General features: G+C 56.4%; 17 protein-coding genes. 10 read left to right on the top strand and 7 right to left on the bottom strand.

Translation table 11 applies throughout. The annotated features are described in order from the left end of the window. Positions 1 to 172: 172 nt before the first annotated feature. Positions 173 to 1,933 (top strand): ATP-dependent endonuclease, encoded by a 1,761-nt coding sequence (locus I6L40_RS08355; RefSeq protein WP_254204087.1) that lies wholly within the window; start codon positions 173 to 175, stop codon positions 1,931 to 1,933. 237 nt (positions 1,934 to 2,170) lie between these two features. Next, a complete protein-coding gene (locus I6L40_RS08350; protein ID WP_216995270.1) occupies positions 2,171 to 3,529 on the top strand; it encodes a hypothetical protein in 1,359 nt (452 codons plus the stop codon). 124 nt (positions 3,530 to 3,653) lie between these two features. Here the strand turns inward: I6L40_RS08350 and I6L40_RS08345 are convergent, their stop codons facing one another. The 3 genes from I6L40_RS08345 to I6L40_RS08335 all read right to left on the bottom strand — a co-directional run bounded on the left by I6L40_RS08345 (position 3,654) and on the right by I6L40_RS08335 (position 10,440). After that, positions 3,654 to 6,056, bottom strand: coding sequence for a YgiQ family radical SAM protein (locus I6L40_RS08345; RefSeq protein WP_216995269.1), 2,403 nt, complete (start codon positions 6,054 to 6,056; stop codon positions 3,654 to 3,656). 206 nt (positions 6,057 to 6,262) lie between these two features. Beyond that, a complete protein-coding gene (locus I6L40_RS08340; protein ID WP_216995268.1) occupies positions 6,263 to 9,391 on the bottom strand; it encodes an efflux RND transporter permease subunit in 3,129 nt (1,042 codons plus the stop codon). Continuing rightward, positions 9,391 to 10,440, bottom strand: coding sequence for an efflux RND transporter periplasmic adaptor subunit (locus I6L40_RS08335; RefSeq protein WP_165791372.1), 1,050 nt, complete (start codon positions 10,438 to 10,440; stop codon positions 9,391 to 9,393). Before I6L40_RS08335 ends, I6L40_RS08340 begins: the two co-directional genes overlap by 1 nt. Positions 10,441 to 10,640: 200 nt before the next feature. Here I6L40_RS08335 and I6L40_RS08330 point away from each other — a divergent pair, with 200 nt between their 5' ends. Together I6L40_RS08330 and I6L40_RS08325 are read left to right on the top strand one after the other, a co-directional pair. Beyond that, complete coding sequence (locus I6L40_RS08330) at positions 10,641 to 12,194, top strand: sensor domain-containing diguanylate cyclase (protein WP_216995267.1); 1,554 nt, start codon at positions 10,641 to 10,643, stop codon at positions 12,192 to 12,194. A gap of 33 nt (positions 12,195 to 12,227) precedes the next feature. Beyond that, positions 12,228 to 13,100: a patatin-like phospholipase family protein gene (locus I6L40_RS08325; RefSeq protein ID WP_071912094.1), complete on the top strand. Its 873-nt coding sequence runs from the start codon at positions 12,228 to 12,230 to the stop codon at positions 13,098 to 13,100. Between the two features lie 73 nt (positions 13,101 to 13,173). Here the strand turns inward: I6L40_RS08325 and I6L40_RS08320 are convergent, their stop codons facing one another. Continuing rightward, a complete protein-coding gene (locus tag I6L40_RS08320) occupies positions 13,174 to 14,514 on the bottom strand; it encodes an APC family permease (protein WP_071912096.1) in 1,341 nt (446 codons plus the stop codon). Positions 14,515 to 14,718: 204 nt separating this feature from the next. Beyond that, positions 14,719 to 14,985 carry a DNA-binding transcriptional regulator gene (locus I6L40_RS08315; RefSeq protein ID WP_026456659.1) on the bottom strand — a complete coding sequence of 89 codons (267 nt, stop codon included), beginning with the start codon at positions 14,983 to 14,985 and terminating at the stop codon, positions 14,719 to 14,721. A 259-nt stretch (positions 14,986 to 15,244) separates the two neighbouring features. On the opposite strand from I6L40_RS08315, the gene I6L40_RS08310 reads away from it, so the two are divergent. The 4 genes from I6L40_RS08310 to I6L40_RS08295 all read left to right on the top strand — a co-directional run bounded on the left by I6L40_RS08310 (position 15,245) and on the right by I6L40_RS08295 (position 19,501). Continuing rightward, entirely contained in the window at positions 15,245 to 15,841 is a 597-nt protein-coding gene (locus I6L40_RS08310; RefSeq protein ID WP_071912098.1) for a hypothetical protein, read from the top strand. Between the two features lie 303 nt (positions 15,842 to 16,144). After that, the gene (locus tag I6L40_RS08305; protein WP_071912100.1) at positions 16,145 to 17,170 is read left to right on the top strand and encodes an OmpA family protein; all 1,026 of its coding nucleotides are present in this window, start codon (positions 16,145 to 16,147) and stop codon (positions 17,168 to 17,170) included. Positions 17,171 to 17,507: 337 nt separating this feature from the next. Then, entirely contained in the window at positions 17,508 to 18,506 is a 999-nt protein-coding gene (locus tag I6L40_RS08300) for a porin OmpA (RefSeq protein WP_043849401.1), read from the top strand. A gap of 173 nt (positions 18,507 to 18,679) precedes the next feature. After that, positions 18,680 to 19,501, top strand: a complete 822-nt coding sequence (locus tag I6L40_RS08295) for an alpha/beta fold hydrolase (protein ID WP_071912102.1) — start codon at positions 18,680 to 18,682, stop codon at positions 19,499 to 19,501. A 67-nt stretch (positions 19,502 to 19,568) separates the two neighbouring features. On the opposite strand, the gene I6L40_RS08290 is transcribed toward I6L40_RS08295, so the two are convergent. Next, positions 19,569 to 21,263 (bottom strand): NAD-dependent malic enzyme, encoded by a 1,695-nt coding sequence (locus I6L40_RS08290; protein WP_041208193.1) that lies wholly within the window; start codon positions 21,261 to 21,263, stop codon positions 19,569 to 19,571. Positions 21,264 to 21,332: 69 nt separating this feature from the next. Continuing rightward, positions 21,333 to 22,190 carry a helix-turn-helix transcriptional regulator gene (locus tag I6L40_RS08285; protein WP_071912104.1) on the bottom strand — a complete coding sequence of 286 codons (858 nt, stop codon included), beginning with the start codon at positions 22,188 to 22,190 and terminating at the stop codon, positions 21,333 to 21,335. A gap of 120 nt (positions 22,191 to 22,310) precedes the next feature. Between I6L40_RS08285 and I6L40_RS08280 the strand changes: the two genes are divergently transcribed. Beyond that, the gene (locus tag I6L40_RS08280) at positions 22,311 to 23,690 is read left to right on the top strand and encodes an MATE family efflux transporter (protein WP_071912105.1); all 1,380 of its coding nucleotides are present in this window, start codon (positions 22,311 to 22,313) and stop codon (positions 23,688 to 23,690) included. Positions 23,691 to 23,828: 138 nt separating this feature from the next. Further along, on the top strand, positions 23,829 to 24,077 hold the full coding sequence (locus tag I6L40_RS08275) for a YciN family protein (RefSeq protein WP_033115738.1): 249 nt from the start codon (positions 23,829 to 23,831) through the stop codon (positions 24,075 to 24,077). Positions 24,078 to 24,098: the final 21 nt, after the last annotated feature.

Genomic DNA, 24,098 nt, shown 5'->3' with positions numbered 1-24,098 from the left:
TTAAGGGAGCATATTGGAAGCTGTAATCCACGGGCGGTAGCATATTTTGGTAGATTGGAAACAAGTCAACACGTTAATATGGAAAATACCAACAAATTATCTCGAGTAACACAAAATGATTCGCCAAATATCGATAAAACATTTCAGGTCCATTATAAAACAAGTCGTTTCCGTGGAAGAAATAACAACGTTCGTTGGTAGAAACGATGCTGGAAAGTCTAATATCCTACGAGCACTAAATCTCTTTTTTAAAGGTAAAACAGATTACAACAGAGAATATGATTTTACAGCGGACTATTGTAAATTTGCACCTGAGTATTCTCAAAGAGCAAAAGAGATTATTGTTGAACTGGTTTTTAAATTACCTAAGAGTTACAGAAAAGAAGATCATCCCAGTTTTGTATACTGGACAAAAGTTTGGCGAAGCAGCGGCCCTCATCGTGCAGGAGAAAAATGGGGACTTTGCGATTTGGTAGGTGATGTTATTAAAGATAAACAAGATTTCCCAGAAAAAAGTCAGATTCCTGCGATGCTTAGTCGTATTGACTTCGAGTACATACCTGCAATCAAAGATGAACGATACTTCGAAAACCTTCAAGTAAAACTCTATGATGCGTTGTCAGCGCTAGGGCTCCATGAGTCATCTTCAAGCTTTGAAAATGAGATTAATAAGCACGTACAAGAATTGATGGAGTCTATCAGTAAAGAGTTTTCAGGTAGTAATATGGTTAAGCTTCCAACAAACTTAGGTGCTATATTTAGAGCCTTAGAGTTTAGCTCCAATGGTATACCATTATCTAGGCGTGGTGATGGAATAAAGATCAGACATATACCAATGCTTTTATCATTTATAGCATCAAGAAAACAAAGCCAAGCTAAAAGAGCCTTAATTTCCCCACAAATCTGGGCATTTGAAGAGCCAGAAAATAACGTTGAATTCTTGTCTTGTTTCGAGTTAACACGTCAAATAATTGATGCCGCAAAAAGTCATACGCAGATTTTAATTACCACTCATTCCCCTGCAATTTATTCAATAACAAGAGATGCTAGCTTGCCAGATAATCTAAAAACAGCAAGCTATTATGTTACAAAAGCAAATAACGAAACAATCATTGAACCAACTGGAGCAGACTCTCTTCATGGAAACATGGGTTTTTTACAACTTATTGCGCCCTTAGTTGAGGAAAAAAAGAAACTTTGGGAAGAAAAAGAGGATAAATATAAACATGATTATCAAAAGCTAGCAAAAGCTATTGAAGAAACAAATCTTCCACATCTCTTTTTAGAGGGACATACTGATCGGCGAGTTATCTCTAGAATTTTAAAATTTAAAAACCTTGACTCCAAACTAAAGATATACGTTCCCAACGATGGCAGTAATTGCGCAAACTCTGCATGCGACAGAGGTCATGCTTTCGCTCTCATGCAGAAACATAAAAAAAATCCAGTTAAGGGATTAATTCTTGTAGATAAGGATGATGCTGGTTCTAAAGCTATCGAAAGCATTAACTCCGCCCTTCAAAACAGTAACTATTTGAAAGCAGAAAAATTACCTCCAAATGAAGATTTAAAGAAACTTTATTCAAATAAAAAACTAAAGGTTAGCGTGGACCTAGAGAAACTTATGCCACCAGAGCTATGGAATATAGCCAAACAAGAAAACTGGATTGAAGTAATCGAAGATAATATGGACAAACTCAACGAGAATGGTTGTAGAGAAGTAGTGAATGCCAAGATGAGCTTTGATGAAATTATCAATCAGTTAACTTCACATCAAATAATATTAGTGAACTATAAATTCACCGATGATGGAAAAGAAAAAATTAGTAAACTAATTAAAAACTTAAACGATGATGACCCATTGTTAGAGAAGTTAGCACAATCCTTTTCAAAGGTAATAAGTATTATTGAGCGTAACCTTCTAAAAAATTAACAAGTTTTATTATCCCATTTTACTTAACTCTTGCTGGGGCAATAAAAATATAATACCCCTAGCCTACTTATATATAAGACCTATACATCATCGCATTAACTACTTATTTCAACCTTTAATTAACAACTTAATTTTTGTATTGCACACCTTTCTGTTTATAAAACATGAGTATTTTTCTACACATAACTAGAACGGAATATTTATATAGTTTAATTAATTTTCATGAGGTAACTAGTCATGGATGAGAATATTGATCTTTTAGATTATTTAAATAATACATTGGGTTCTTATGACCCTTACTCATTGAGGATTTTGGTAAATAAAACATATAGCGAAAGTAAAAAAACTTCACCAGGGATATATTCACTTAATCAGCGAGATTGCGTAACTTTATTTCATGAGTTCATTCATCAACTTCAAAACACTTCGTCCATTATTGGATTCAGACAATTTGATTGCATCGTATCAATGTGGCAAAACACAAGAAATATAAAATTCAACATTGATGATGAGGTGAGTAATAATTATCGTAAAAAAACTCTACAAACATTAAAAAAATATGCTTGTCATAAAAGTGACACCCCGCAAAAAAGTGGTTTATTAGATGTTTTTGAAATAGAGTGTTTTGATGATATCAAAAAACAAATATTTACAGATGATGCAATAAAAATACACTACTCATATAATTCATCACATTTTTATTTTGTTTTTGGTATTGGAGAGTTTTATGAAAGTTGCGCTCATATCTTAGAGGAATATTTCTGCAAAAAAATAAATTTCCACAACAAAATTTTTGAAGCAAATTCAATCCCTTATAAAACAGGTGAGAGCATAGCTAATAATATAGCTCCAAACTGTAGTAACCTTCGTTTAATTATCCTAATGCTCACAGCTTTACAACATTCTAGTCCTCATCAAATGTTTATTTTTTTGATGTTTAGTTACGGCAAAGAACAGTGTGATGATGAAGTCATAAAAGAAATATGCGAGAAACATGTTGAAGAACTCATCTCAATAAATGACAATTGGATCAAAGAAACTAGAAATATTATTGATAGAGGATTTCCTATTGACGACCCTTACTTAGGAGATGTTATTAAGTCATTTAATTCATCTATAAATAAAAATCTTCACAATAGGAAATCCACCCCATTCTTAGAACTGGATTTTTTAATTGAAATAAATGAAATAAATTATAAAAACAAGTTAGAAGATTTAATTAAAAACTCAGGTGGTAGTATAATTTATACTACAGATCAATCAAGACCTTCATCTGATGAAATAGAAAATATAGTGATAGGTGATCATCAATCAATTTATCATAATCATACGGGTTGGTTAACATTTATCACCTCCATACTTCTAACTAAGAAAACCCAAAGCATTATAGATGCAACAATACTTAAGAAAGAAGAGATATATAAATGTCCGGCATATTTTTATTGCGAACATAAAAACAAAAAAAATAATGTCTCTTATTGTGAAAAAGAGCCATATAAGCACCCTCAAGCATTGGAAGGTAATGATAATTGTGCTCACCAATTGGCTATATACAAGACAGATTTAAGAAATTACTACAGTAAAGGAAAAGTTTAATCTACGCTATTAATAAAACCAGTGAGTGATAGCAAATAAAATTTATAATTTAAAGTTTCATGGAAATAAAAAGGCGACCATCCGGTCGCTTTTTTATTTCTATCGCGCTGCTAATCAGCAAATATCACCGAGCCGGTCGCTTGGCACCATTTCCTTTGGCCGCAGGCTTGCCGCCCTGCTGAGTGGCAGGTTTGGCAGAACCGGCACGGGTCGGTGCCTTGCCCTTATGGGCGGGTTTGCCTGTCGGTTTGCCCTTGCCTGCACTCTTACCGACATTCTGGCCTGCGCCTTGTCCGGCGGGCTTGCCGTTCCCCAGCTTGAGCTCGGAGCCCAGCGGCTTGCCATTGCCCTTGCCGCTCTTGTTGGCGCTGCTGTTGGCGTGCTGGCCGTTGCTCTGGCCCGCAGCCTTGTTGCCTGCGCCGTTGCCACGCTGGTGACTGATGTTGCTATGGCGAGTCAGGGCCGGTTTCATCCCCTTGCCGCTGGCGGCGCGTTCGTTGCGCCCTTCTGCTGGCACCAGACAACCGGGGCCGTTGCCAATCAGGTGGCCCTTGCCCATGGCGAGCAGGGCTTCGCGGATCATCGGCCAGCCAGCGGGATCGTGGTAGCGCAGCAGCGCCTTGTGCAGGCGGCGACGGCGCTCGCCCTTGGCGACGAACACATCGCCCCCCTCGCGGCTCACCTTGTTTAACGGGTTTTTCTCCGTGTAATACATGGTGGTGGCGTTGGCGAGCGGCGACGGGTAGAAGTTCTGCACCTGATCGAGCTTGAAGCGGTTCTCTTTGACCCAGAGCGCCAGATTGACCATGTCTTCATCGGTAGTGCCCGGGTGGGCGGAGATGAAGTAGGGGATCAGGTACTGCTGCTTGCCCGCCTCTTTGGAGTATTTGTCGAACAGCTCCTTGAACTGGTAGTAGCTGCCCATGCCCGGCTTCATCATCTTGGAGAGGGGCCCCTCCTCGGTGTGTTCCGGCGCGATTTTGAGGTAGCCGCCGACGTGGTACTTGGCCAGCTCCTTGATATAGCGGGGATCTTCGACTGCGATGTCGTAACGCACGCCGGAGGCGATCAGGATCTTCTTGATCCCCTTGAGGTCGCGCGCCTTGCGATAGAGGTTGATGGTCGGGCTGTGGTCGGTGTCCATATGCGGGCAGATGGTGGGCCAGACACAGGAGGCGCGACGGCAGGTCTGCTCGGCCTTGGGACTCTTGCAGCGCAGCTTGTACATGTTGGCGGTGGGGCCGCCGAGATCCGAGATGACGCCGGTAAAGCCCGGCACCTTGTCGCGGATATCTTCGATTTCCTTGAGGATCGACTCTTCCGAGCGGCTCTGGATGATGCGCCCTTCGTGCTCGGTGATGGAGCAGAAGGAGCAGCCGCCAAAGCAGCCGCGCATGATGTTGACCGAGGTCTTGATCATGTCGAACGCCGGGATCTTCTCCTTGCCATAGGCGGGGTGCGGCACCCGCTGGTAGGGCAGGCCGAAGACGCCGTCCATCTCCTCGGTTTCGAGCGGGAAGGCGGGCGGGTTGACCCAGACGATGCGATCGCCGTGGGCCTGCGCCAGGGCGCGGGCGCAGCCGGGGTTGGTCTCGTGGTGCAGAATGCGCGAGGCGTGGGCATAGAGCACCTTGTCCTCTTTGACCCGCTCATAGGCGGGCAGCTTGACGTAGGTCAGCTCCCACGGCTTGGGCTTGGCCGGTTGCACCAGCACGGGTTTGGCCTCCTGCGCGGCAGGTGCCGTTTCGCTGGCGTCATCGGCGCAGGGCGCCCCTTCCATATAGGGGTTGGGGATGGGATCGATGCGGCCAATCTGGTCGAGCTTGCTCGAATCCACCCCTTTCCAACCCGGCAGCGGCTCCTTGCGGATCACGGCTGTTCCGCGAATATCCTGCATGGTCTCGATGGTCTCCCCCGCTGCGATGCGGTGGGCCACTTCCACCAGCGGCCGCTCGGCGTTGCCGTAGATGAGGATATCGGCCTTGGCATCGAGCAGGATGGAGCGGCGGATGGTCTCGGACCAGTAGTCGTAGTGGGCGATGCGTCGCAGGGATGCCTCGATGCCGCCGATAACGACGGGGACCTCCTTGAAGGCCTCCTTGCAACGCTGGGTATAGACCAGAGTGGCGCGATCCGGTCGCTTGCCGCCCACATCCCCCGGGGTGTAGGCGTCGTCGTGGCGCAGCTTTTTATCGGAGGTGTAGCGGTTGATCATGGAGTCCATGTTGCCCGCAGTCACCCCGAAGAAGAGGTTCGGTTTGCCCAGACGCATAAAGTCATCCTTCGATGACCAGTCCGGCTGGGCGATGATGCCGACCCGAAAGCCCTGCGCTTCGAGCATGCGGCCGATGACCGCCATGCCGAAGCTCGGGTGATCCACGTAGGCATCCCCCGTCACCAGAATGACGTCGCAGCTGTCCCAACCGAGCTTGTCCATCTCTTTGCGGGACATGGGCAGGAAGGGCGCCGTGCCGTAGCACTCGGCCCAATAGCGGGGATAGGAGAAAAGGTTGGTAACCGGCTGCATTTTAACCACCTGGAACAATTCGGGTCGCGCATTATACCGGTTGCGGTCAAGGGGGGCGATGGCTTTTTGCCCCCAGAGTTCGCACGGGATAAGGGCTGGCCATCAATACCGCCATACATTCAGCCAGCAACTCCGCCAGCAAACAGGCCAAAAGCAAGGGCGCCCGCAGGCGCCCTTGTTGGCAAAACTCACCCTGACGGCGGCCGTCAGTGGGCCGGGGTCTGTTCGTCCCCCTCCCCTTTGGCAACCATTTTGGCGGCCAGCGCCTCGTCTACCTGCTGATCCCGCTGCCCGGTCATGCCGGCGTGGCGGGCAATCAGGTGGTAGGTGGCAGGCACCACCAGCAGGGTAACCACGGTCGCCAGCGACAGACCGAAGAAGACCACGGTACCCACCGCCATCCGGCTCTCGTAGCCCGCCCCCATGGAGAGCATCAGCGGCACCGCACCGATAATGGCGGTGAGCGAGGTCATCAGGATCGGGCGCAGGCGGCGCACCGAGCCTGCGATGATCGCCTCCTCGAACCCTTCCCCGCGCTGGCGCAGCTGGTTGATGAACTCGACGATCAGGATGCCGTTCTTGGTCACCATGCCGATCAGCATGATCATGCCGATCTGGCTGTAGATGCTCATCTCCTGCCCCGTCAGCCAGAGGCCAAGCAGACCACCGAAGATGCCGAGCGGCACCGTCATCATCACCACGGTCGGGGTGAGGGTGCTCTCGAACTGGGCCACCAGCACCAGATAGACCACCAGCAGGGCGAGGCCGAAGACCATCGCCATCTCCCCCTGATTGTCGCGGTAATCCTTGGAGTCACCGGCGTAATCGACCGTCATGCCGCTCGGCAGATGCTCGTTGGCCCAGCCATCGAGGAAGTCGAGGGCCTCGCCCAGAGTGTGATCCGGCGCCACGTCGGCGGTCAGGGTCACCGCCTTCTGGCGCTGGTAGTGGTTGAGGCGATTGGCGGTCGCCACCTGCTTCACCGTCGCCAGCGTCGAGAGGCTCACCATCTCGCCATTGGCCGCCTTCAGGTAGATGCGGCCAAGATCGGAGATGCCGTTGAACTCCTTCTGGTTGGCACGCAGGTAGACGTCATACTCTTCGCCCCTGTCCACATAGGTGGTCTTGCTCACCCCGCCCAGCATCGCCTGCAGGGTGCTGGCGACGGTGGAGACCGGAATGCCGAGCTGGCTGGCGCTGTCGCGCGAGACGGTCACCTGCAGCTCCGGGGTCTTCTCGGCGTAGTCGAGATCCGGGCTTATCATCAGGCCGCTGGCCTGCGCCGCTTTTTGCAGCTCCAGCCCCTGCTGGTAGAGCTCGGCATAGTCGTTGCCCTGCAGCACGAACTGCACCGCGGCGGTGGAGCCGCCCCGGAAGCCCGGCTGGAAGGTGCGGATCATCACGTCGGGAATGCCGGCGAGCTTGGCCCCCAGCGAGCGGGAGAACTGGGTGGCGGTGATGTCGCGCTCGGCCCAGTCGGTGAGCTGGATGATCACCATGCCGGTCTGATCGCCGCCACGGCCAAAGGCGGGAGTACTGAAGCTCATCGCCTTGACCACCCCCTTGCCCAGCATCGGCATGATGGCGGACTCCACCTGCTGCATGTTGCGCTTCATCCGCTCGATGCTGGTCCCCTCCGCCCCCTTGACGAAGACGAAGACCACGCCGCGATCCTCGGTCGGGGTGAGGCTGCTCGGCAGCTGGGTGAAGAGGGCGCCGATACCGGCCAGACAAAGCAGCAGCGCCAGCGGCATCCAGCGCGAGCGGCGCAGCAGCCCCTGCAGCAGGTAGCGATAGTGCCCCTCCACCCAGCCAAGGCCGTGATCGAGGGCCGCCGTCAGCCGGTTCGGCTTGTCGAGCGGGCGCATCAGCCAGGAGCCCATGGCCGGCGTGAGGGTCAGCGCCACCAGTGAGGAGCAGAGCACCGCCAAAGAGAGCAGAATCGCAAACTCGGTAAAGAGCCGGCCCACCATGCCATCCATAAAGGCGATGGGGATAAAGACCATCACCAGCACCGCCGTGGTGGCGATGACCGCAAAGCCCACCTCGCGGGTGCCGTGCCAAGCCGCCAGCAGGGGGGGTTCACCCCGTTGCAGATGGTGGTGAATGTTCTCCACCACCACGATGGCGTCATCCACCACCAGACCGATGGCGAGAATAAGCGCCAGCAGGGTGATGAGGTTGATGGAAAAGCCGAGATACCAGGCGCCGATAAAGGCTGAAATCAGCGACACGGGCACCGTGATGGCCGGGATCAGGGTGGTACGTCCCTGACCGAGGAACAGATAGAGCACCGCCACCACCAGCACGGCGCAGATAGCCAGGGTTTCATATACCTCGTCGATGGCCTGCTTGATAAAGATGGTGGAGTCGTAATCGACCTCCAGCTTGGCCCCCTCCGGCAGGAAGCGCTGCATCTCCACCAGCTTCTTCTCCACCCCCTGCGCTACCGCCAGCGGGTTGGCGGTGGACTGGGCGACGATGCCGATACCCAGACTCTCGCGGCCGTTGCGCTGGTAGGCGCTGTCTTCGTTCTTGGCCCCCACCTCCACATCGGCGATATCGGAGAGATAGACGCTCTGGCCGTTGGCAGCGGTGCGCACCTGCAACTGCTGGAAATCTTCAGCGGTGTGGTAGAGCCGGGCAATCTGCACCGACATGGTCATGGAGTTGTTGCGGATCTCGCCGCCCGGCAGCTCGATGTTCTCGCGCTTGAGGGCATCCTGCACATCCGCCACCGTCACGCCGCGCGCCGCCATATCGGCCGGGCGCAACCGCACATACATCACCTGGGTGAGATCGCCCGAGAGCTCCACTTCGCTCACCCCATCCACCAGACTGAGGGGGTCGACCAGCACCCGGTTGGCGTAGTCGGTCATGGCGGTGCGATCCATCTGGCTGCTGCTGAAGTTGAGCCAGACCGCCACATCGCCGCTGCCGCTATCCTTGGTCACCAGCGGGTCGTCGGCATCCTCCGGCAGCTTGCTCTTGGCGCGGGTCAGGGCATCGCGCACATCGGAGACCCCCTCCACCATGTTCCAGCCGAGCTTGAACTCCACCGTGATCATCGAGCGCCCCTTGCGGGTCACCGAGTTGATGTTCTTGATGCCACTGATGCCGGAGAGCTGATCCTCGATGGGTTTGGTGACCTGACTCTCCATCACCGCCGGGGCTGCCCCCTCATAGGTGGTGGTGATGGTGACCGACGGGGTCTGCACATCGGGCATCTCCCGCACCGTCAACTTGCTGAAGGCGACCAGACCGAACACGGTGAGCAGGGCGCTGAGCACCACCGCCACCAGCGGGCGGCGTACTGAGATATCGGAGAGCCACATCAGCCGTTTACCTCCGCCAGATCGTGGACCTTGGCACCATCACGCAGATTGACCAGCCCCTCGACCACGATGCGATCGCCGACTTTCAGCCCTTCGGTGACCCAGACGGTCTCCCCCTCGGTCTCGCCGAGCACCACCGGCACCCGCTTGACCCGGCCATCGGCCTCGAGGCGATAGACGAAGCGCTGCTCGCCGGCATACTCCACCGACTGGGCAGGAATAAGGGTGAGCTGGCGAGAGGGGAGCGAGAGCTCGACGTTGAGCAGCATGCCCGGGCGCAGCTGGCCGTTGTGATTGGGCAGCTCGACCCGCGCCTTTATGTTCTGGGTCTCGTTGGAGATGCGGCTGTCGAGGGTGGTAAGGGTGCCGTTGAAGTGCTGATCCGGCCAGGCAGCGCTGGTCGCCGTTACCGCCATGCCGGGGCGCAGCAGGGCGAGGTAGCGCTCCGGCACCGCCAGATCGAGGCGCAGGGTGTCGATATCGTCGAGGTGCAGCAGGGTATCGCCGCTATTGACCAGCGCCCCTTCGCTCAGATCAATCAGGCTGACGGTGCCGGCAAACGGCGCCTGCAAGTTACGCAGGGAGAGCTCGTAGCGGGCGGCATCGACCCGCGCCTGCACCTGATCGACGGTGGCCTCCTGCCCCTCCAGCACCGACTGGGTGACGGCGCCACGGGCCACCAGCTTGCGCATCTCGTTAAGCTTGCGGTGCTCGTCGCGCAGGCTGGCGCTCTGCTCGGCCAACTCGGCGCGCTGCTTGCCGTTGTCGAGGGCGATCAGGGTCTCCCCTTTGGCGACGCCCTGCCCGGACTTCACGGCGATGGTGACGATGCGACCGGTCACCTCGGGACTGATGACGACGGAGCGGTTGGCCTCCAGCTTGCCCACCAGCTTGAGGGTCGGCTCGGCCAGACTCTGCTTGACGGTCTGGGTGCGAATATTGATCTCGCGGGTCGGGGCCTTGGCTGCCGGTTGAAAGTGACCAACCGCCCACCAGATGGCAGCCACCAGAGAGAGCAGGCCGAGGCCCAGCCAGATACGCATTTTCATCGAACAATCCATGCAGAGTTGAGAGGGGGAAATCTGATTGGGGGCCATTTTAGCCCCAGACTATGCCGTGACTATGTATAAATGTGACAAAACGTAACAGGAGTAGCGCAAGATCACTGCAATCAAGCCTTTTCGATCCCTTTTTTAGCAGAGTCGCATACACTAGCGACAGTTTTCTTCGCAATATAGCCAAATCGCCTATGCCAAATGTGTCTGACCGACGTTTCCTCTCACGCCTGACCTGGCTGCTGTTTGCCTCCGTCATTCTGCTGGTTGGTCTGACCCTGCGGCAAAGTCTGAAACAGATAGAGGATCTCTATCTTAGCGATACGGCCAACAGCGCCATTCGCCTGCGCGATCAGTTCAAGCAGACCGAGATCTTCCTCGAGGCGATGCGCGGTCAGGCCGAAGAGCGACTGCGCAGCGATCCCCAGTCGGTACTGACCCGCCAGCTCTATCGCCACATCGAGGAGAACTCGGGAGGGCTTGCACTCGATCGCCCGCCAGCCGACCTGCCCGCAGGGCTGGTCGGCAACCTGACCGGACTGGGGCCTCTGCCCCCCCGTGGCAGCGAGCGGGAAGCTCGCATTCATCTGGCCCTGAGTCTCTCGCCACTGCTCTCCACCGCCAGCCAGCGCCTCGGCAAGGAGATCGCCTGGGTCTACTTCACCGGCGCAGACAACTTTGTCTACCTCTACCCCTGGCGCCCCTCCAGCCAGTACCGTTTTACCAATGCCATCTATGAGAAGTCCTACTGGCAGGATGCGCAGGCGACCCCCAATCCCGGCCGCACCACCATTCTCTCGCGCCCCTATGAGGACTTTGCCGGCCTTGGCACCATGATCACCATGTCGCAACCCCTCTACAAAGGCTCGACACTGGTGGGGGTCATCAGCATGGATGTGCTGCTCTCGCGGCTGCACCAGCAGTTGCAGGCGCTCACTCCAAAGCTCGGTGGTTACCTGCTCATCAATCAGTACGATCAGGTGCTGGCCTGCAGCAACTCGGATCCCCATCCCCAGCAGCATCTGGCACCGGACGATCAGTACCGCTGGAATCAGGGGGGCTTTCAACTTACCCAGGCGCTGAGCGATACACCGCTGCGGCTGGTGCATCGCATCCCCCTGTTTGAGCTGCTCGTTGCGCTGATCTGCCAATCGGCTCCAACCCTGCTCGCCATCGCCTTCATGTTGCTGGCGGCCCTTTCCAGCCTGAGATCTCGCCGTCTCAACCTGCAGCTCAACTACCTCTCCTGCCACGATGCGCTCACCGGCGCCTTCAATCGGCACTATCTGACCCAGCAAGAGCAGAGTGGCCAGCTGGCAAAACAGATGCCTGTCGGGGTGATCCTGTTCGATGCGGATCACTTCAAACGGGTCAACGACCGCTTCGGCCACGGAGTGGGTGATATCGTGCTGATCCGGCTGGTGCAGATCTGCCAGCAGCAACTCAGCCCATCGGATTGCCTGATCCGCTGGGGTGGCGAGGAGTTTTTGCTGCTGGTCGCCCGCTGTGACGACGCTCGTCTCGCCGCGCTGGCCGAGCAGATCCGCAGCGCGGTCGAGGGTTATGACTGGCACGCCATAGTGCCAGAGCTGGCCGTCACCATCAGTCTCGGTTACCACCCCCATGCAGACTCCATCCCGCTGCACGAGGCGATCCGCCGCGCCGATGTCGCCCTCTATCAGGCCAAAGGCAATGGCCGCAACCGCTCGGAAAGATGGCAGGGTGACGAGGCCCAGCTCACAGAGTAAGCTGAGCCCTCCACACTTTTCAGGAGTCACTTCGTGCCACGAAAACCCCGCGTAGGGCTCGCTCTGGGGAGCGGCGCCGCCAGAGGATGGGCCCATATCGGCGTCATCCGCGCTCTTGAACGACTCGGCATCAAGCCCGATCTCATCGCCGGCTGCTCCATCGGCAGTTTTGTCGGCGCCGCCTATGCCGCTGGCGAGCTGGACAGACTGGAGAGCTGGGTGCGCGGCTTTACCCGCCTGCAGGTGGTGAGCCTGCTCGACCCTGCCCTCTCCGGCGGCCTGTTTCGCGGCGAAAAGGTGTTTGGCATTGCCGCCAACCATCTCGGGGATCCCGAGCTCGAGAGCCTGCCCATCCCCTTCGCCTGCGTGGCGACCGAACTCGATACCGGCCGCGAGATCTGGCTGCAACGGGGGCCGCTGCGCCAGTCGGTGCGCGCCTCCTGCGGCATGCCGGGGATCCTCACCCCGACCCGGGTCAACGACCGCTGGCTGGTGGATGGTGCCGTGGTCAATCCGGTGCCCATCTCGCTGGCGCGCGCCATGGGGGCCGAGGTGGTGATCGCCATCAACCTCAACACCGACATGCACCAACCCTGGACCGACGAGCCGGATCAATCCGGCGGCGGCCTGCTCAGCCAGTGGCTCAATCGCGGCGAAGCGACACCGGCCACGCCCGGCATGTGGAGCGTGATGAGCGGCTCAATCAACATCATGCAGGAGCGGATCACCCGGGCGCGGATGGCAGGGGATCCCCCGGAAATCCAGCTCTGTCCGCGTCTTGGCAGTTTCTCCATCATGGACTTTCATCGCGCCAGCGATGCCATCGAGGAGGGAGAGGCCTGCGTCGAGCGCAACCTCGACCAGCTCAAGGATGAACTGGGCCGGCTCGGGGTGCTGGGCAATTAGTTGTCGACGTGCTGCGGTTTACAAATGAAAAAAAGCGCCATTCGGCGCTTTTTTTTTCAACTTCCTTACCCGGTCACTCCTTACGGTAGAAGAGCAACCCGAGCAGAATCACCCCCACAGAGACCAGCAGATAGAGCCCCAGACTGGGATTGGTGATACCGCCATACAGAATGATGAGCGCGCCCAAGGTGGCGCAGGTCGGGATCACAAACCGCTTTATCCAGCCCAACTCGCTAAAGGTGCGCATGTACCAGACATAGAGGAACAGATAGAGGCCATAAATCAGCACGATCGGCATCTCGTCCAGGGCGATGTAACGACCGAATGTCTCGTTGATGCTGCAGTACCACAGCACTGAGTAGATCACCGACAACAACGCTGCCGCGAGGGCCGAGTTGATTGGCATGTGGTGATGCGGTTCGATACGGCTCATCCACTTGGGAGCTGGCCCCTGATTGCGGATCGCCAGCGAGTAGGGAATACGCATGGTCGCCAACACCAGACCATTGAGGGTTCCGAGGCAGGAGATAATCACGAACACGGTCAAAATAGTCGAGGCAGTCCCGCCAAACAGGCTGGTTGTCGCGAGATTTACCGCGTTATCCCCTTGCGCCACTATCTCGTCCGTCGGCAAGACGCTGGCGATCCCCAGGAAATAGGTGACGTAGACCACAAAGACTATCAGGGTGCCAATCACCAGCGCTCTGGGCAGATTCTTCTTGGAATCGCGAATTTCGCTGTTGATGGTCACGGCGGCAATCCACCCCTCATAAGCGAAGGCGGTGGCAACCACGGCCGTAGCCAGAGTGCCTCCGGTGCTTCCTATCCCATCCATTGCCTGCACAAAGTTGGTCACGGTGACACCATTGAGCAAGCCTGAAATGGTGCCCACAATGGCAACCAGGATCAGCGGGATCAACTTGATCAGGGTAGAACCCACTTGCAGCTTGCCCGCCAGGACCGGGGTATAGAAGTTGATCAGATAGGTGACCGTCATATAGACAGCCGCCAGTATCCAGGTCGCACCAGAGTTGGTCGGATTATCACTGCCGAGCAAGATCATGGTGTACAGAGCGGCGACCCAGGCAAGGATGGCGGAAAGAGGGGCGTAATAGAGTACGCCTTTAAACCACCCCACCAGATAACCAAACATTTTGCCGTATGCCGCTTCGGCATAATCGACGATACCGTTGGACTTTTCGATCCTCTGGGCAAACTCGGCAAACACCAGCGCGCCGAAGATCATCGAAAATGCCCCCAGCGCCCATGCCAGCAGCGCAATGGCCAGATTACCGCCAGTCAGACGCAGTACATCATCGGCCTTGAAGAAGACACCGGAGCCGATCACCACGCCGACCACCATCGCAATGGCAGTCATCAGGCCATAGCGTTTATCCAACTCGTTACTGCTCATACCCATACTCCATACCGATTGCTCATATCATCCTGAATGTAATAGTGTTCGGGTGGCCAGATACCACCAAGGGGCCCACTTTTCGGGGCCGCTTATTCTCGTTGGCCTGCATGGATAATTCAAAGCGTGTTAAATCAAAATATCGATCAGCGACCCAAAAAAATACCGCCCGAAGGCGGCATTTCCTATCTGTCACAGTGACGATTACGCCTTGGCGAGATCGTCCGGACCAATCTGGCCGATTTCGGCGACTTTTTTGTCAGCCAGCAGCCAGAGAGTGAACTTGTGCAGTTCCGGGTGATGAGCCAGGGCAACCAGGAAGGCACCACCGACTTCACGATAACCCAGTTCGTAGTTCTTCAGGGTTGTGGGGGGAACACCCAGCAAATCAGCAAACTTCGGACGGCTCAAACCAACCGCTTCACGGATCTGACGGATCTTCTTGCCAACAGTGACGATATTTGAATTCATATTGTTCCATACTCCGTTTGGCGGATTTAATCCGCCTTTTATTTTTCGCGACGACTCGTAGTCAAGTGTATCAGTTTTGTACGGACTCGTTATGGTCGAGCCTCTATCTTTATGAGCGCCTTTCGGCGACAACCCTTGCCTTCAAGGGGGGATGGTAATCGCTCAGCCGCCTCAGGTAAACAGTCTCGAAAAGAAACCTTTATTGTTGCCATCCCAATAAACCGTATAATTCGCCGGCTATCCATTAAGAGGAATAAGTATGGCGTTTCCCGGCATTATCTCTCGCCTGCACACGGTTTCCAGCGACATAGAATTGCAACTGCAGCTCCAGCAGGGAGCGCAATATCGCGCCGAAGCATTCTGGCTTCCCGCCTCACTGAGCGATCAGAGCGGCACCATTCTGACAACCCTGTCAGAGAAATGTTCACTCTTTCTGGAGCAGGATGAATCGACTCTTCAACTGCGCACTCATGACGGCGTGTTGCAGCAAAATGGTCTGCTGCTCACCGGTAATGGTCAGGAGATGATGCTGGCCGCCACGCCGGGAGATAAAGGTGTAGTGCCGGAATCAGAATTGGCTGACATGGCCACATGGCTGGAAGCGGGCCACCTGCACTTTGTCTGCCCGGCAGCCATCCAGCCGGTCGCCCGCGCCATCCTCAATATCTGGCCACTGGATCCCTATCTGGCCCGCCATTTTCTGACCAGTCTCACTCCGTTGCTGCAAAACGCGACCGAGCAGGATTATCTCGCCGTCTTTGCTGCCAGAGCGAATCCGGCCAACCCGCAGCCAGACTGGGTTCAGGCCTATATGAAGCTCGAAAAGCGCCTGCACAGGGCCTATCTGGATCACTAATTAATCTGGATAAACAGCCAGTTATCGACACGACACAATTTGCCATCAGGTTCATTTGTGAGCTTGATCATGTTTCAAAATCGGCATAGAGTGCGCCTCGTCATCGGAATGACATCGTTGCCTGGCTGCGGTTTTTCACGTTCAGCGTGCCCTGCCAGCGCATCTGACACACCAGGAGAGTGTGCGACCCGACACCGGGTCACTGCCAGACTCGACGCCAGCAGTACGGCGGAGCCTGCAGCTTACATAAATTCAATAGTGCGAAGCATGTGAACAACGTGCGATCTCAACGAGGATTTTTTTATGATGAAAATGGCTCCTTCCCTGATTGCCATCACCATGGCTGCTCTGGGTGCCACCGCTGCTCACGCCGCTGACGACATCTACTTCGGTGCCGGTGTTGGTGCTGCTCACTTCAACGGTCTGAACAAGATCGAAAGCACCAACGTTGGTGAAGAAGATGCTGCTGCTGCCAACGCCTTCGTAGGTTACAACTTCACCGAAAACTTCGGTACCGAGTTCGGCTACCAGTACGCTGGTCGTGGCAACACTGACGGCAACCGTTACGAGAACCAGGGTGCCACTCTGTCCGGTATCGCTCGTCTGCCGCTGGGCGGCGACTTCTCTGCCTTTGCTGAAGGCGGCGCCTACTGGGCTCACACCGATGGTCTGGGCGTAAGCGACACCAAGGTTTCCCCGCTGGCTGGCCTGGGCGTGACCTACAAGGTTAGCGACGCTCTGGATCTGCAAGCTCGCTACCGCTACATGTGGGACGTGGCTGACCTGCACGCTGACAACGGTGACCGTTACAAGTCCAACCAGAGCGTTGCTACCCTGGAAGCCGTATACCACCCGTTCCGTTCTTCCTACGTAGCTCCGGCTCCGGCTCCGGTTGTTGAAGAAGCTCCGGCTCCGGTTGCTCCGCAGATCGTTGAGAAAAACTTCGCTCTGAACTCCGACGTCCTGTTCGCCTTCGGCAAAGACAGCCTGAAGCCGGAAGGTGTTGCTGCCCTGAACGCTCTGTACCAGCAGATCGTTGAGTTCCAGCCGAAAGATGGCAACGCTGTTGTTGTTGGTTACACCGACCGTATCGGTTCCGACGCTTACAACCAGAAGCTGTCTGAAGCGCGTGCCCGCACCGTTGCCAACTTCTTGGTCAGCAAAGGTATGGCTGCCAGCAAAGTTGCCATCGAAGGTCGTGGCGAAGCCAACCCGGTTACCGGCACCAAGTGCAACGGCGTGAAAGCTAAAGCTCAGCTGATCTCCTGCCTGGCTCCGGACCGTCGCGTAGAAGTTCGCGTATCTGGCGTACAAGAAGTTCAGAAGTAATCTGACTCTTGTGTGCGGAAAGGGGGAGCCAAGGCTCCCCCTTTTGTTTATCCCCTGTCATTTTCCCCCGCTCCATACTTCCCCGTCTGATTCTGACAATCCTGTCACCTTTTCCCGTGAACTTGCCTGCTCAGAGTCAAAGGCATACAGTAGTTGCGCCTGTAAGGGATTGGATAAGCGCGAGATAACGCTTCCCTTCCGGTCTGTTGTCCATGATGCCAATGCCTCATGAGTGTCCCGAAGCCATCCGCTATCCACTTTGCTGGCGAATTTTTCGCAGCTAATAAGAACGACTGTTTCGAATGCCCGCAAGGGCTGATGCAACGAGGATAATTCGATGAAAATCAACATGGCACCAACTCTGATCGCGCTGGCGCTCGCCGCCGCAGCCACCACGGCACAGGCCGCCGATGACTGGTACGGCGGTATGGGCGCAGGCTGGGCCTATGCCCACAATCTCGATGATTTCGGCAAAGATGCCGACAAGGATGCCACCGCGCTGAACCTGTTCGGTGGCTACAACTTCAACCAGAACTTCGCCGCCGAGCTGGGCTATCTCTACGCTGGCAAAGCTGGCGTAGACGGTACCGACTTCAAGACTCAGGGGGGCACTTTATCCGGTATCGCTCGCCTGCCGCTGGGCGATATCTTCTCCGTATTCGCTGAAGGTGGTGCCTACTTCAACCACGTCAACGGTAACGGCAACGACGCCAACGGCACTGCGCCGCTGGCAGGCCTGGGGCTGACAGCCAAGCTCTCCGACCTCATCGATGTGCAGGCTCGCTACCGCTACCTGTGGAATCTGGGTGACGAGCAGAAAACCTGGGAGAGCGACATGAGCGTTGCCACCCTGGAGCTGGTGCTGCACCCCAACCGGACATCCTATGTCGCACCGGTTGCCGCTCCAGCCCCCGAGCCCGTTCCCGAGCCCGTAGTCGTCGACAAGAACTTTGCCCTGAGCTCTGACGTGCTGTTTGCCTTTGGCAAATCCAGCCTCAAGCCAGAAGGTGTCGCAGCGCTCAATACCCTGTATCAACAGATCGTCGACGTGCAGCCGAAAGATGGCAGCGCCGTGGTGGTCGGTTATACCGACCGCATCGGCTCCGATGCCTACAACCTGAAGCTCTCCGAAGCCCGTGCCCGCACCGTGGCCGACTTCCTGGTGGGCAAGGGTCTGCCGGCTGGCAAGGTCTCCATCGAGGGTCGTGGCGAGGCTAACCCGGTTACCGGCACCCAGTGCGACGGCATCAAGGCCAAGGCCAAGTTGATCGCCTGTCTTGCCCCGGATCGCCGCGTCGAAGTACGCGTCACCGGCGTCCAGCAAGTAACCAAGTAACCAAGTTCTGTTTGCGTAGCGAACGCTGTATTACCTGAATCAAGGGGGATGTCTGGGCATCCCCCTTGTCATTTACCCTTCGCTTCCACACCACTCAAACCAGCTTGCCGTCGTTGCCTTGCCAGCATAAAGTCTGCACTCCCCGACCGGTTCAAGTCATAGATAAATACACAATGCATGACGTGCGTTATACCCCCTCCCGCATTCGCATGAGATGCGTCTCGCGCTCGGCAGGCAAATACAACTGGCTGCTGCTTCCAGGTGGTCCGGGGCTCGGCTCGGAAAGCCTGCAAATGCTGGCAGAGCAGCTGACGGTCAACGGCACAGTCTGGCTAATTGATCTGCCCGGCGATGGCAGCAATACCGACATGATCGATCATGCGACTGCGTACGAGCGCTGGCCGGATGTACTCATAGAAGCAGCCGATGCACTTCCCAACCCCGTTTTCATTGGTCATTCAACCGGTGGCATGTATCTGCTCTCGGTATCTGAACTGGCTACGCGGCTGGCTGGGCTGGTGTTGATAAGCTCGGCCCCCTCTGCTCGCTGGCAGGCCGACTTTGCAAGCATGTGTGAACAGCACCCCTTGCCCGAGAGCGAGACTGCCGCGCAAGCTTTTTCCCGCGAACCAAATATCGCGACCCTCAGGGCGCTCGTCATGGCAAGTGCTCCCTGGAACTTTTCGACGCACACATTGGCCATGGGGCGGACCATGCTGGCGAGCCTCCCCTTCAACCTTGCGGCCATGGGCTGGTCGGCAGACCACTTTGATGAAACGTACGAGGCCCGCTGGTGGCCAGCGACTATCCCGGTGCTTATTATTTCCGGTGGTGATGATCGAGTAGTCGCTCAGCAGCAGTGGCAGGATCCCCGCTATCAAGGGGATAACGTTCGACAGGTAACCATCCCCAATGCAGGCCATTTCCCTTGGTATGAAGCACCAGATGAGGTCATGGAAGCAATCATTCAGTTCGATCGCTCACTATCGCAATAACTCACCGGATGCAAAAAGGGATGCCCAGGCATCCCTTTGTTTTTATGGCTTTTAGCGCTGAGCTGTATCAGAAGGAGGTGCGGCGGTAGCGACGATACTCCGGATGCCAGAAGTTCGCTTCGATGGCCTGATCGATCACCTCGTCCGGGGTCTGCACCGCCTTGCCCTGCAGCATGGCGGTCTTGGCCACCATCTTGGCGATGTAGCGGGAGACCTGATGGATATCCGCCAGATCCGGCAGCAGGGAGCCCTCCTCCCCTTTCACCAGCGGCGAGCACTCCGCCAGCGCACGGCTGGCCGACATCAGCATGGCGTCGGTCACCCGGGTGGCGCCGGAGGCGATGACGCCAAGGCCGATCCCCGGGAAGATGAAGGAGTTGTTGCACTGGGCGATGACGTAGCGCTTGCCCTTGTACTCCACCGGAGCAAACGGGCTGCCGGTTGCCACCAGCGCCTGACCGTCGGTCCAGCGGATGAGATCTGCAGGCGTCGCCTCGACCCGGGAGGTGGGGTTGGAGAGCGGGAAGATGATGGGACGGGCACAGTGCTTGTGCATGGTCTTGACCACCTCTTCGGTGAACAGCCCCGGCTGGCCGGAGACCCCGATCAGAATGTCCGGGCGCCCATGTTCCATTACCTCCAGCAGGGAGATGTTGTCACCCACCGGCCAATCGGCAATGCGCTCCACCGGCTGGGAGAGGCGGCGCTGGAAGTCGAGCTGGTTGGGGATCTTGTCGGTGATAAGACCGAATCTGTCCACCATAAAGACCCGGCTGCGTGCCTGGGCATCGGTCAGCCCCTCGGCCTTCATCTGCGCAACGATCTGCTCGGCGATGCCGCAACCGGCGCTGCCCGCGCCGAGGAAGGCAACCCGCTTCTCGGAGAGCTTGGCGCCGGAGGCCTTGCAGGCGGCGATCAGGCTGCCGAGGGTCACCGCAGCAGTACCCTGAATGTCGTCGTTGAAGCAGCAGAGCTCGTTCTTGTAGCGGTTGAGCAGCGGCATGGCGTTGTTCTGGGCGAAGTCCTCGAACTGCAGCAGGATATCCGGCCAGCGGCGCTTGACCGCCTGAATGAAGGCATCGACGAACTCGGCATACTCTTCACCGGAGATGCGCGGATTGCGCCAGCCCATGTAGAAGGGGTCGTTCAGCAACTGCTGGTTGTTGGTGCCCACATCCAGCACCACCGGCAGGCAGTAGGCGGGCGAGATGCCGCCACAGGCGGTGTAGAGCGACAGCTTGCCGATGGGAATGCCCATGCCACCGATGCCCTGGTCACCCAGACCCAGGATCCGCTCGCCATCGGTCACCACGATCACCTTGACGTTCTGCTTGGTGGCGTTTTGCAGCATGTCATCGATCCTCTCCTTGTCCGGATAGGAGATGAAGAGGCCACGGGCGCGGCGATAGATGTTGGAGAACTCCTCGCACGCCTTGCCGACGGTCGGGGTGTAGATGATGGGCAGCATCTCGGTCAGGTGGTTGTGCAGCAGCCGGTAGAACAGCGTCTCGTTGGTGTCCTGGATGTTGCGCAGGTAGATGTGCTTGTCCATGTCGTTGCCAAACGCCATGAACTGGCGATAGGCACGCTCGGCCTGCTCCTCGATGGTCTCGATATTCTGGGGCAACAGCCCCTCGAGGTTGAAGTTGCTGCGCTCTTCGCTGGTGAAGGCGCTCCCCTTGTTGAGCAGCGGGGTCTCCAGCAGGGCGGGACCGGCGTAGGGAATGTAGAGAGGACGTTTCTGGTTATTATCTTCAAACATGGATCTTGATACCTAAACGGTTAGCTAGACGCAGGAACCCGCCGATCCTAGGGGCTTGTGTCATTAATTTCAAAGAGTTTGCATATCCGTTGCAAAAGGTTTGCGACCGAGTCGACGAAATGCCCCCGGGGTCTGACCAGTCAGGCGTCGAAACGAGTTGGCAAAGTTGGCGCCATCGCTATAACCGACCCGGGCGGCCAGCTCGCTGAGCGGCCAGTTGGTATAAAGCAGCAACTGGCGCGCCTTGTTCATTCTGAGCTCGGTCACCCTTGCCATCGGCCCCATACCAAAGTGCTGCTGACAGAGGCGGTGCAGATGAGGCACCGAGCAGGCCATCTGGTCAGCGAGCAGGGCCACACTCCAGGGCTCGTCGAGACGCGCCTCCACCCGGCGAAACAGCGCCTGCAGGCGCAGCTCCGGCGTGCCACGCACTTCCCCTTGCAGGGTGCGCTCCAGCAGAGCCAGCAGCAGAGTGAGCAACTGGGGCTGGAGCGGGGAACGAACCCCTTCGAGCTGGATCAGGCTGAGCAGATGATGAAGCTGATCACCGCCATCCCCCTGCCAGATACGGTGGCCGAGCCGGTGCAGATGCTGCCAGCGCGGCACGTCATCGAGCAAAATCCAGCTCATCTGCCACTGCTCCCCCACCAGCTTGAGGCCACCGGGCACGGCGGCGGGTAAAAAGATGAGCGAACCATTCGGGACAGGCTGCTCGCCCCGGTCGGTAAGCAGCGCCCCCCCCTCACTGTGGCTCGCCATCAGAATGTGAAACTCGGGCCGATTGCGGCGAATGAGGTAGTGCTCCCGAATGGTCGAGAGGCCGGTCAGAAAGATACCGGCCTCGCCGAGCAGCGGCAGCCCTTCGCGCCCCAGCATTCGCTCATCGCAGGAGGGCGCTATCTCCAGACACTCGCTGACAAAGGGCATAACACCTCAACAGGATAGTTTCACACAATAAACCAGAGAGAGACTCACAGTGAAGCCGCTCGCCACTCCCCCTATCATACCCATGACAAACCTTGCTTTTCTCATACCCGGTGAACACTAATGAATTATTGGCAAGCGATTTTAAAACAAACCACCGATCGCGAGTTCATGACCCGATTGTGGCGGCTGGCCCTGCCGGTTTCGCTGCAATCCATGATGTTCTCCCTGCTTGGTCTCATCGACATCATGATGGTGAGCCAGCTTGGCACCACGGCTGTGGCGGCGGTCGGCTTGGGTAACCGGGTCTTCTTCTTCAATCTGCTGGTGACAGCGGGCCTCGCAGGCGGGGTCTCGGTGTTGGCAGCACAATATTACGGCCGCGGCGAGATGGCCGGGGTACGCCGGTCACTGGCACTGGCGCTGGTCGGCGCCCTGCTGGTGGCGCTGCCGTTTGCCCTCATCTATGTGCTCGCTCCGGGCGACGTGCTCGGCTTTGCCAGCCAGGATCCCGAACTGCGCCCGCTGGCCGACCAGTTTCTGATGATCACCGGCGCCACCATCCTCTGCACCGCCGTGGTGGTACCGCTGGAGTCGGCGCTGCGTTCGGTCGGCAATGCCGCCGCCCCCACCCGGATCGGCATCATCGCCATCATTGCCAACGTCATCCTCAACTACGCCCTCATCTTCGGCCACTTTGGCTTCGAGGCGATGGGCGTAGCCGGCTCGGCCTGGGGCACCACTATTTCCCGGCTGCTGCAGACGGTGCTGCTGCTTATCTATGTGCAGCGCAATGAGGCTCGCCTCGTGCCGCGCAAGGCTGACTGGCTGGCAGCATTTCGGCGCAAGGAGGTGGTACGCTTTACCCTGATCGCCCTGCCGCTGCTGTTTCATGACGGCCTCTGGGCGTTCGGCATGCTGCTCTACGGCTTTCTCTACGCCCATCTTGGCACCGATTCGCTGGCCATCATGACGACCCTGGGCACGCTGGAGAGCATCCTCATCTCCCTCTTCTTCGGGCTGGCGGTGGCCTGCTCCACCCTGCTCGGTCACCGGCTTGGCGCCGAGGAGTACGAGGTCGCCTGGCAGCACTCCCAGCTCTTCCTGCTGCTCGCCCCCATCGGCGCCCTGCTGGTGGGGATCGCAGTCTGGCTGCTGCAGACCAACCTGCTGCAGTGGGTCGGCAACCTGCCTCCCGAGCTGATGGCCGAGGCGGGTCAGGTGCTCGGCATCATGTGCTTTGGCATGCTGCTCAAGGTGTTCAACATGGTGGGGATCATCGGGGTGCTGCGCTCGGGCGGCGATGTCAACTACACCATCTTCATCGATATCGTCGGCATGTGGTGTATCGGCTTGCCGCTGGCGTGGGTGGCGGTCTCTCTGCTCGGCTGGCCCCTCTCCTGGGTGGTGGCGGTGGTACTGCTGGAGGAGATCAGCAAGATGGTGCTGGTGCAGCGTCGCATTCGCCAGCGCCGCTGGCTGAAGAATCTGGTGATGGGCTAAAACGCGACAAAGCGGGGTCATATCAATGACAGAAAATCCCCGTTTGCAGTATGCTAGCCCCCTCTTCAATCAGAGGCAGGGCGCCGCCACATGCAATGGCTCAATGCCCCTGCCCAGTAGTCGTTTAAGGAGACGAGCATGCAACCACAGAAAGAGCTGATCACCGAGACTGCCCTGCTGGAGATGGCCAACAAGATCATCAAGGAACACGAAGATTTCATCCACGGCATGCGCGCCGACTCGGTGGAGCAGAAGGGGGATATTCTGGTGTTCAAGGGGGAGTTCTTCCTCGCCGAAGATGGCACCCCGACCGGCAAGACCATGGCAGTGTTCAACATGTTCAAGCTGCTGGCCCAGCAACTCTCCGGCAAGTACAAGCTGAGCTGATTTCGCCAGCACCTTGCCAAC

Origin of the sequence: Aeromonas sp. FDAARGOS 1410, from assembly GCF_019048745.1 — a bacterium.
Taxonomy (GTDB): Bacteria; Pseudomonadota; Gammaproteobacteria; order Enterobacterales; family Aeromonadaceae; genus Aeromonas; species Aeromonas jandaei.
This window is presented reverse-complemented; position numbering and strand designations above follow the sequence as displayed.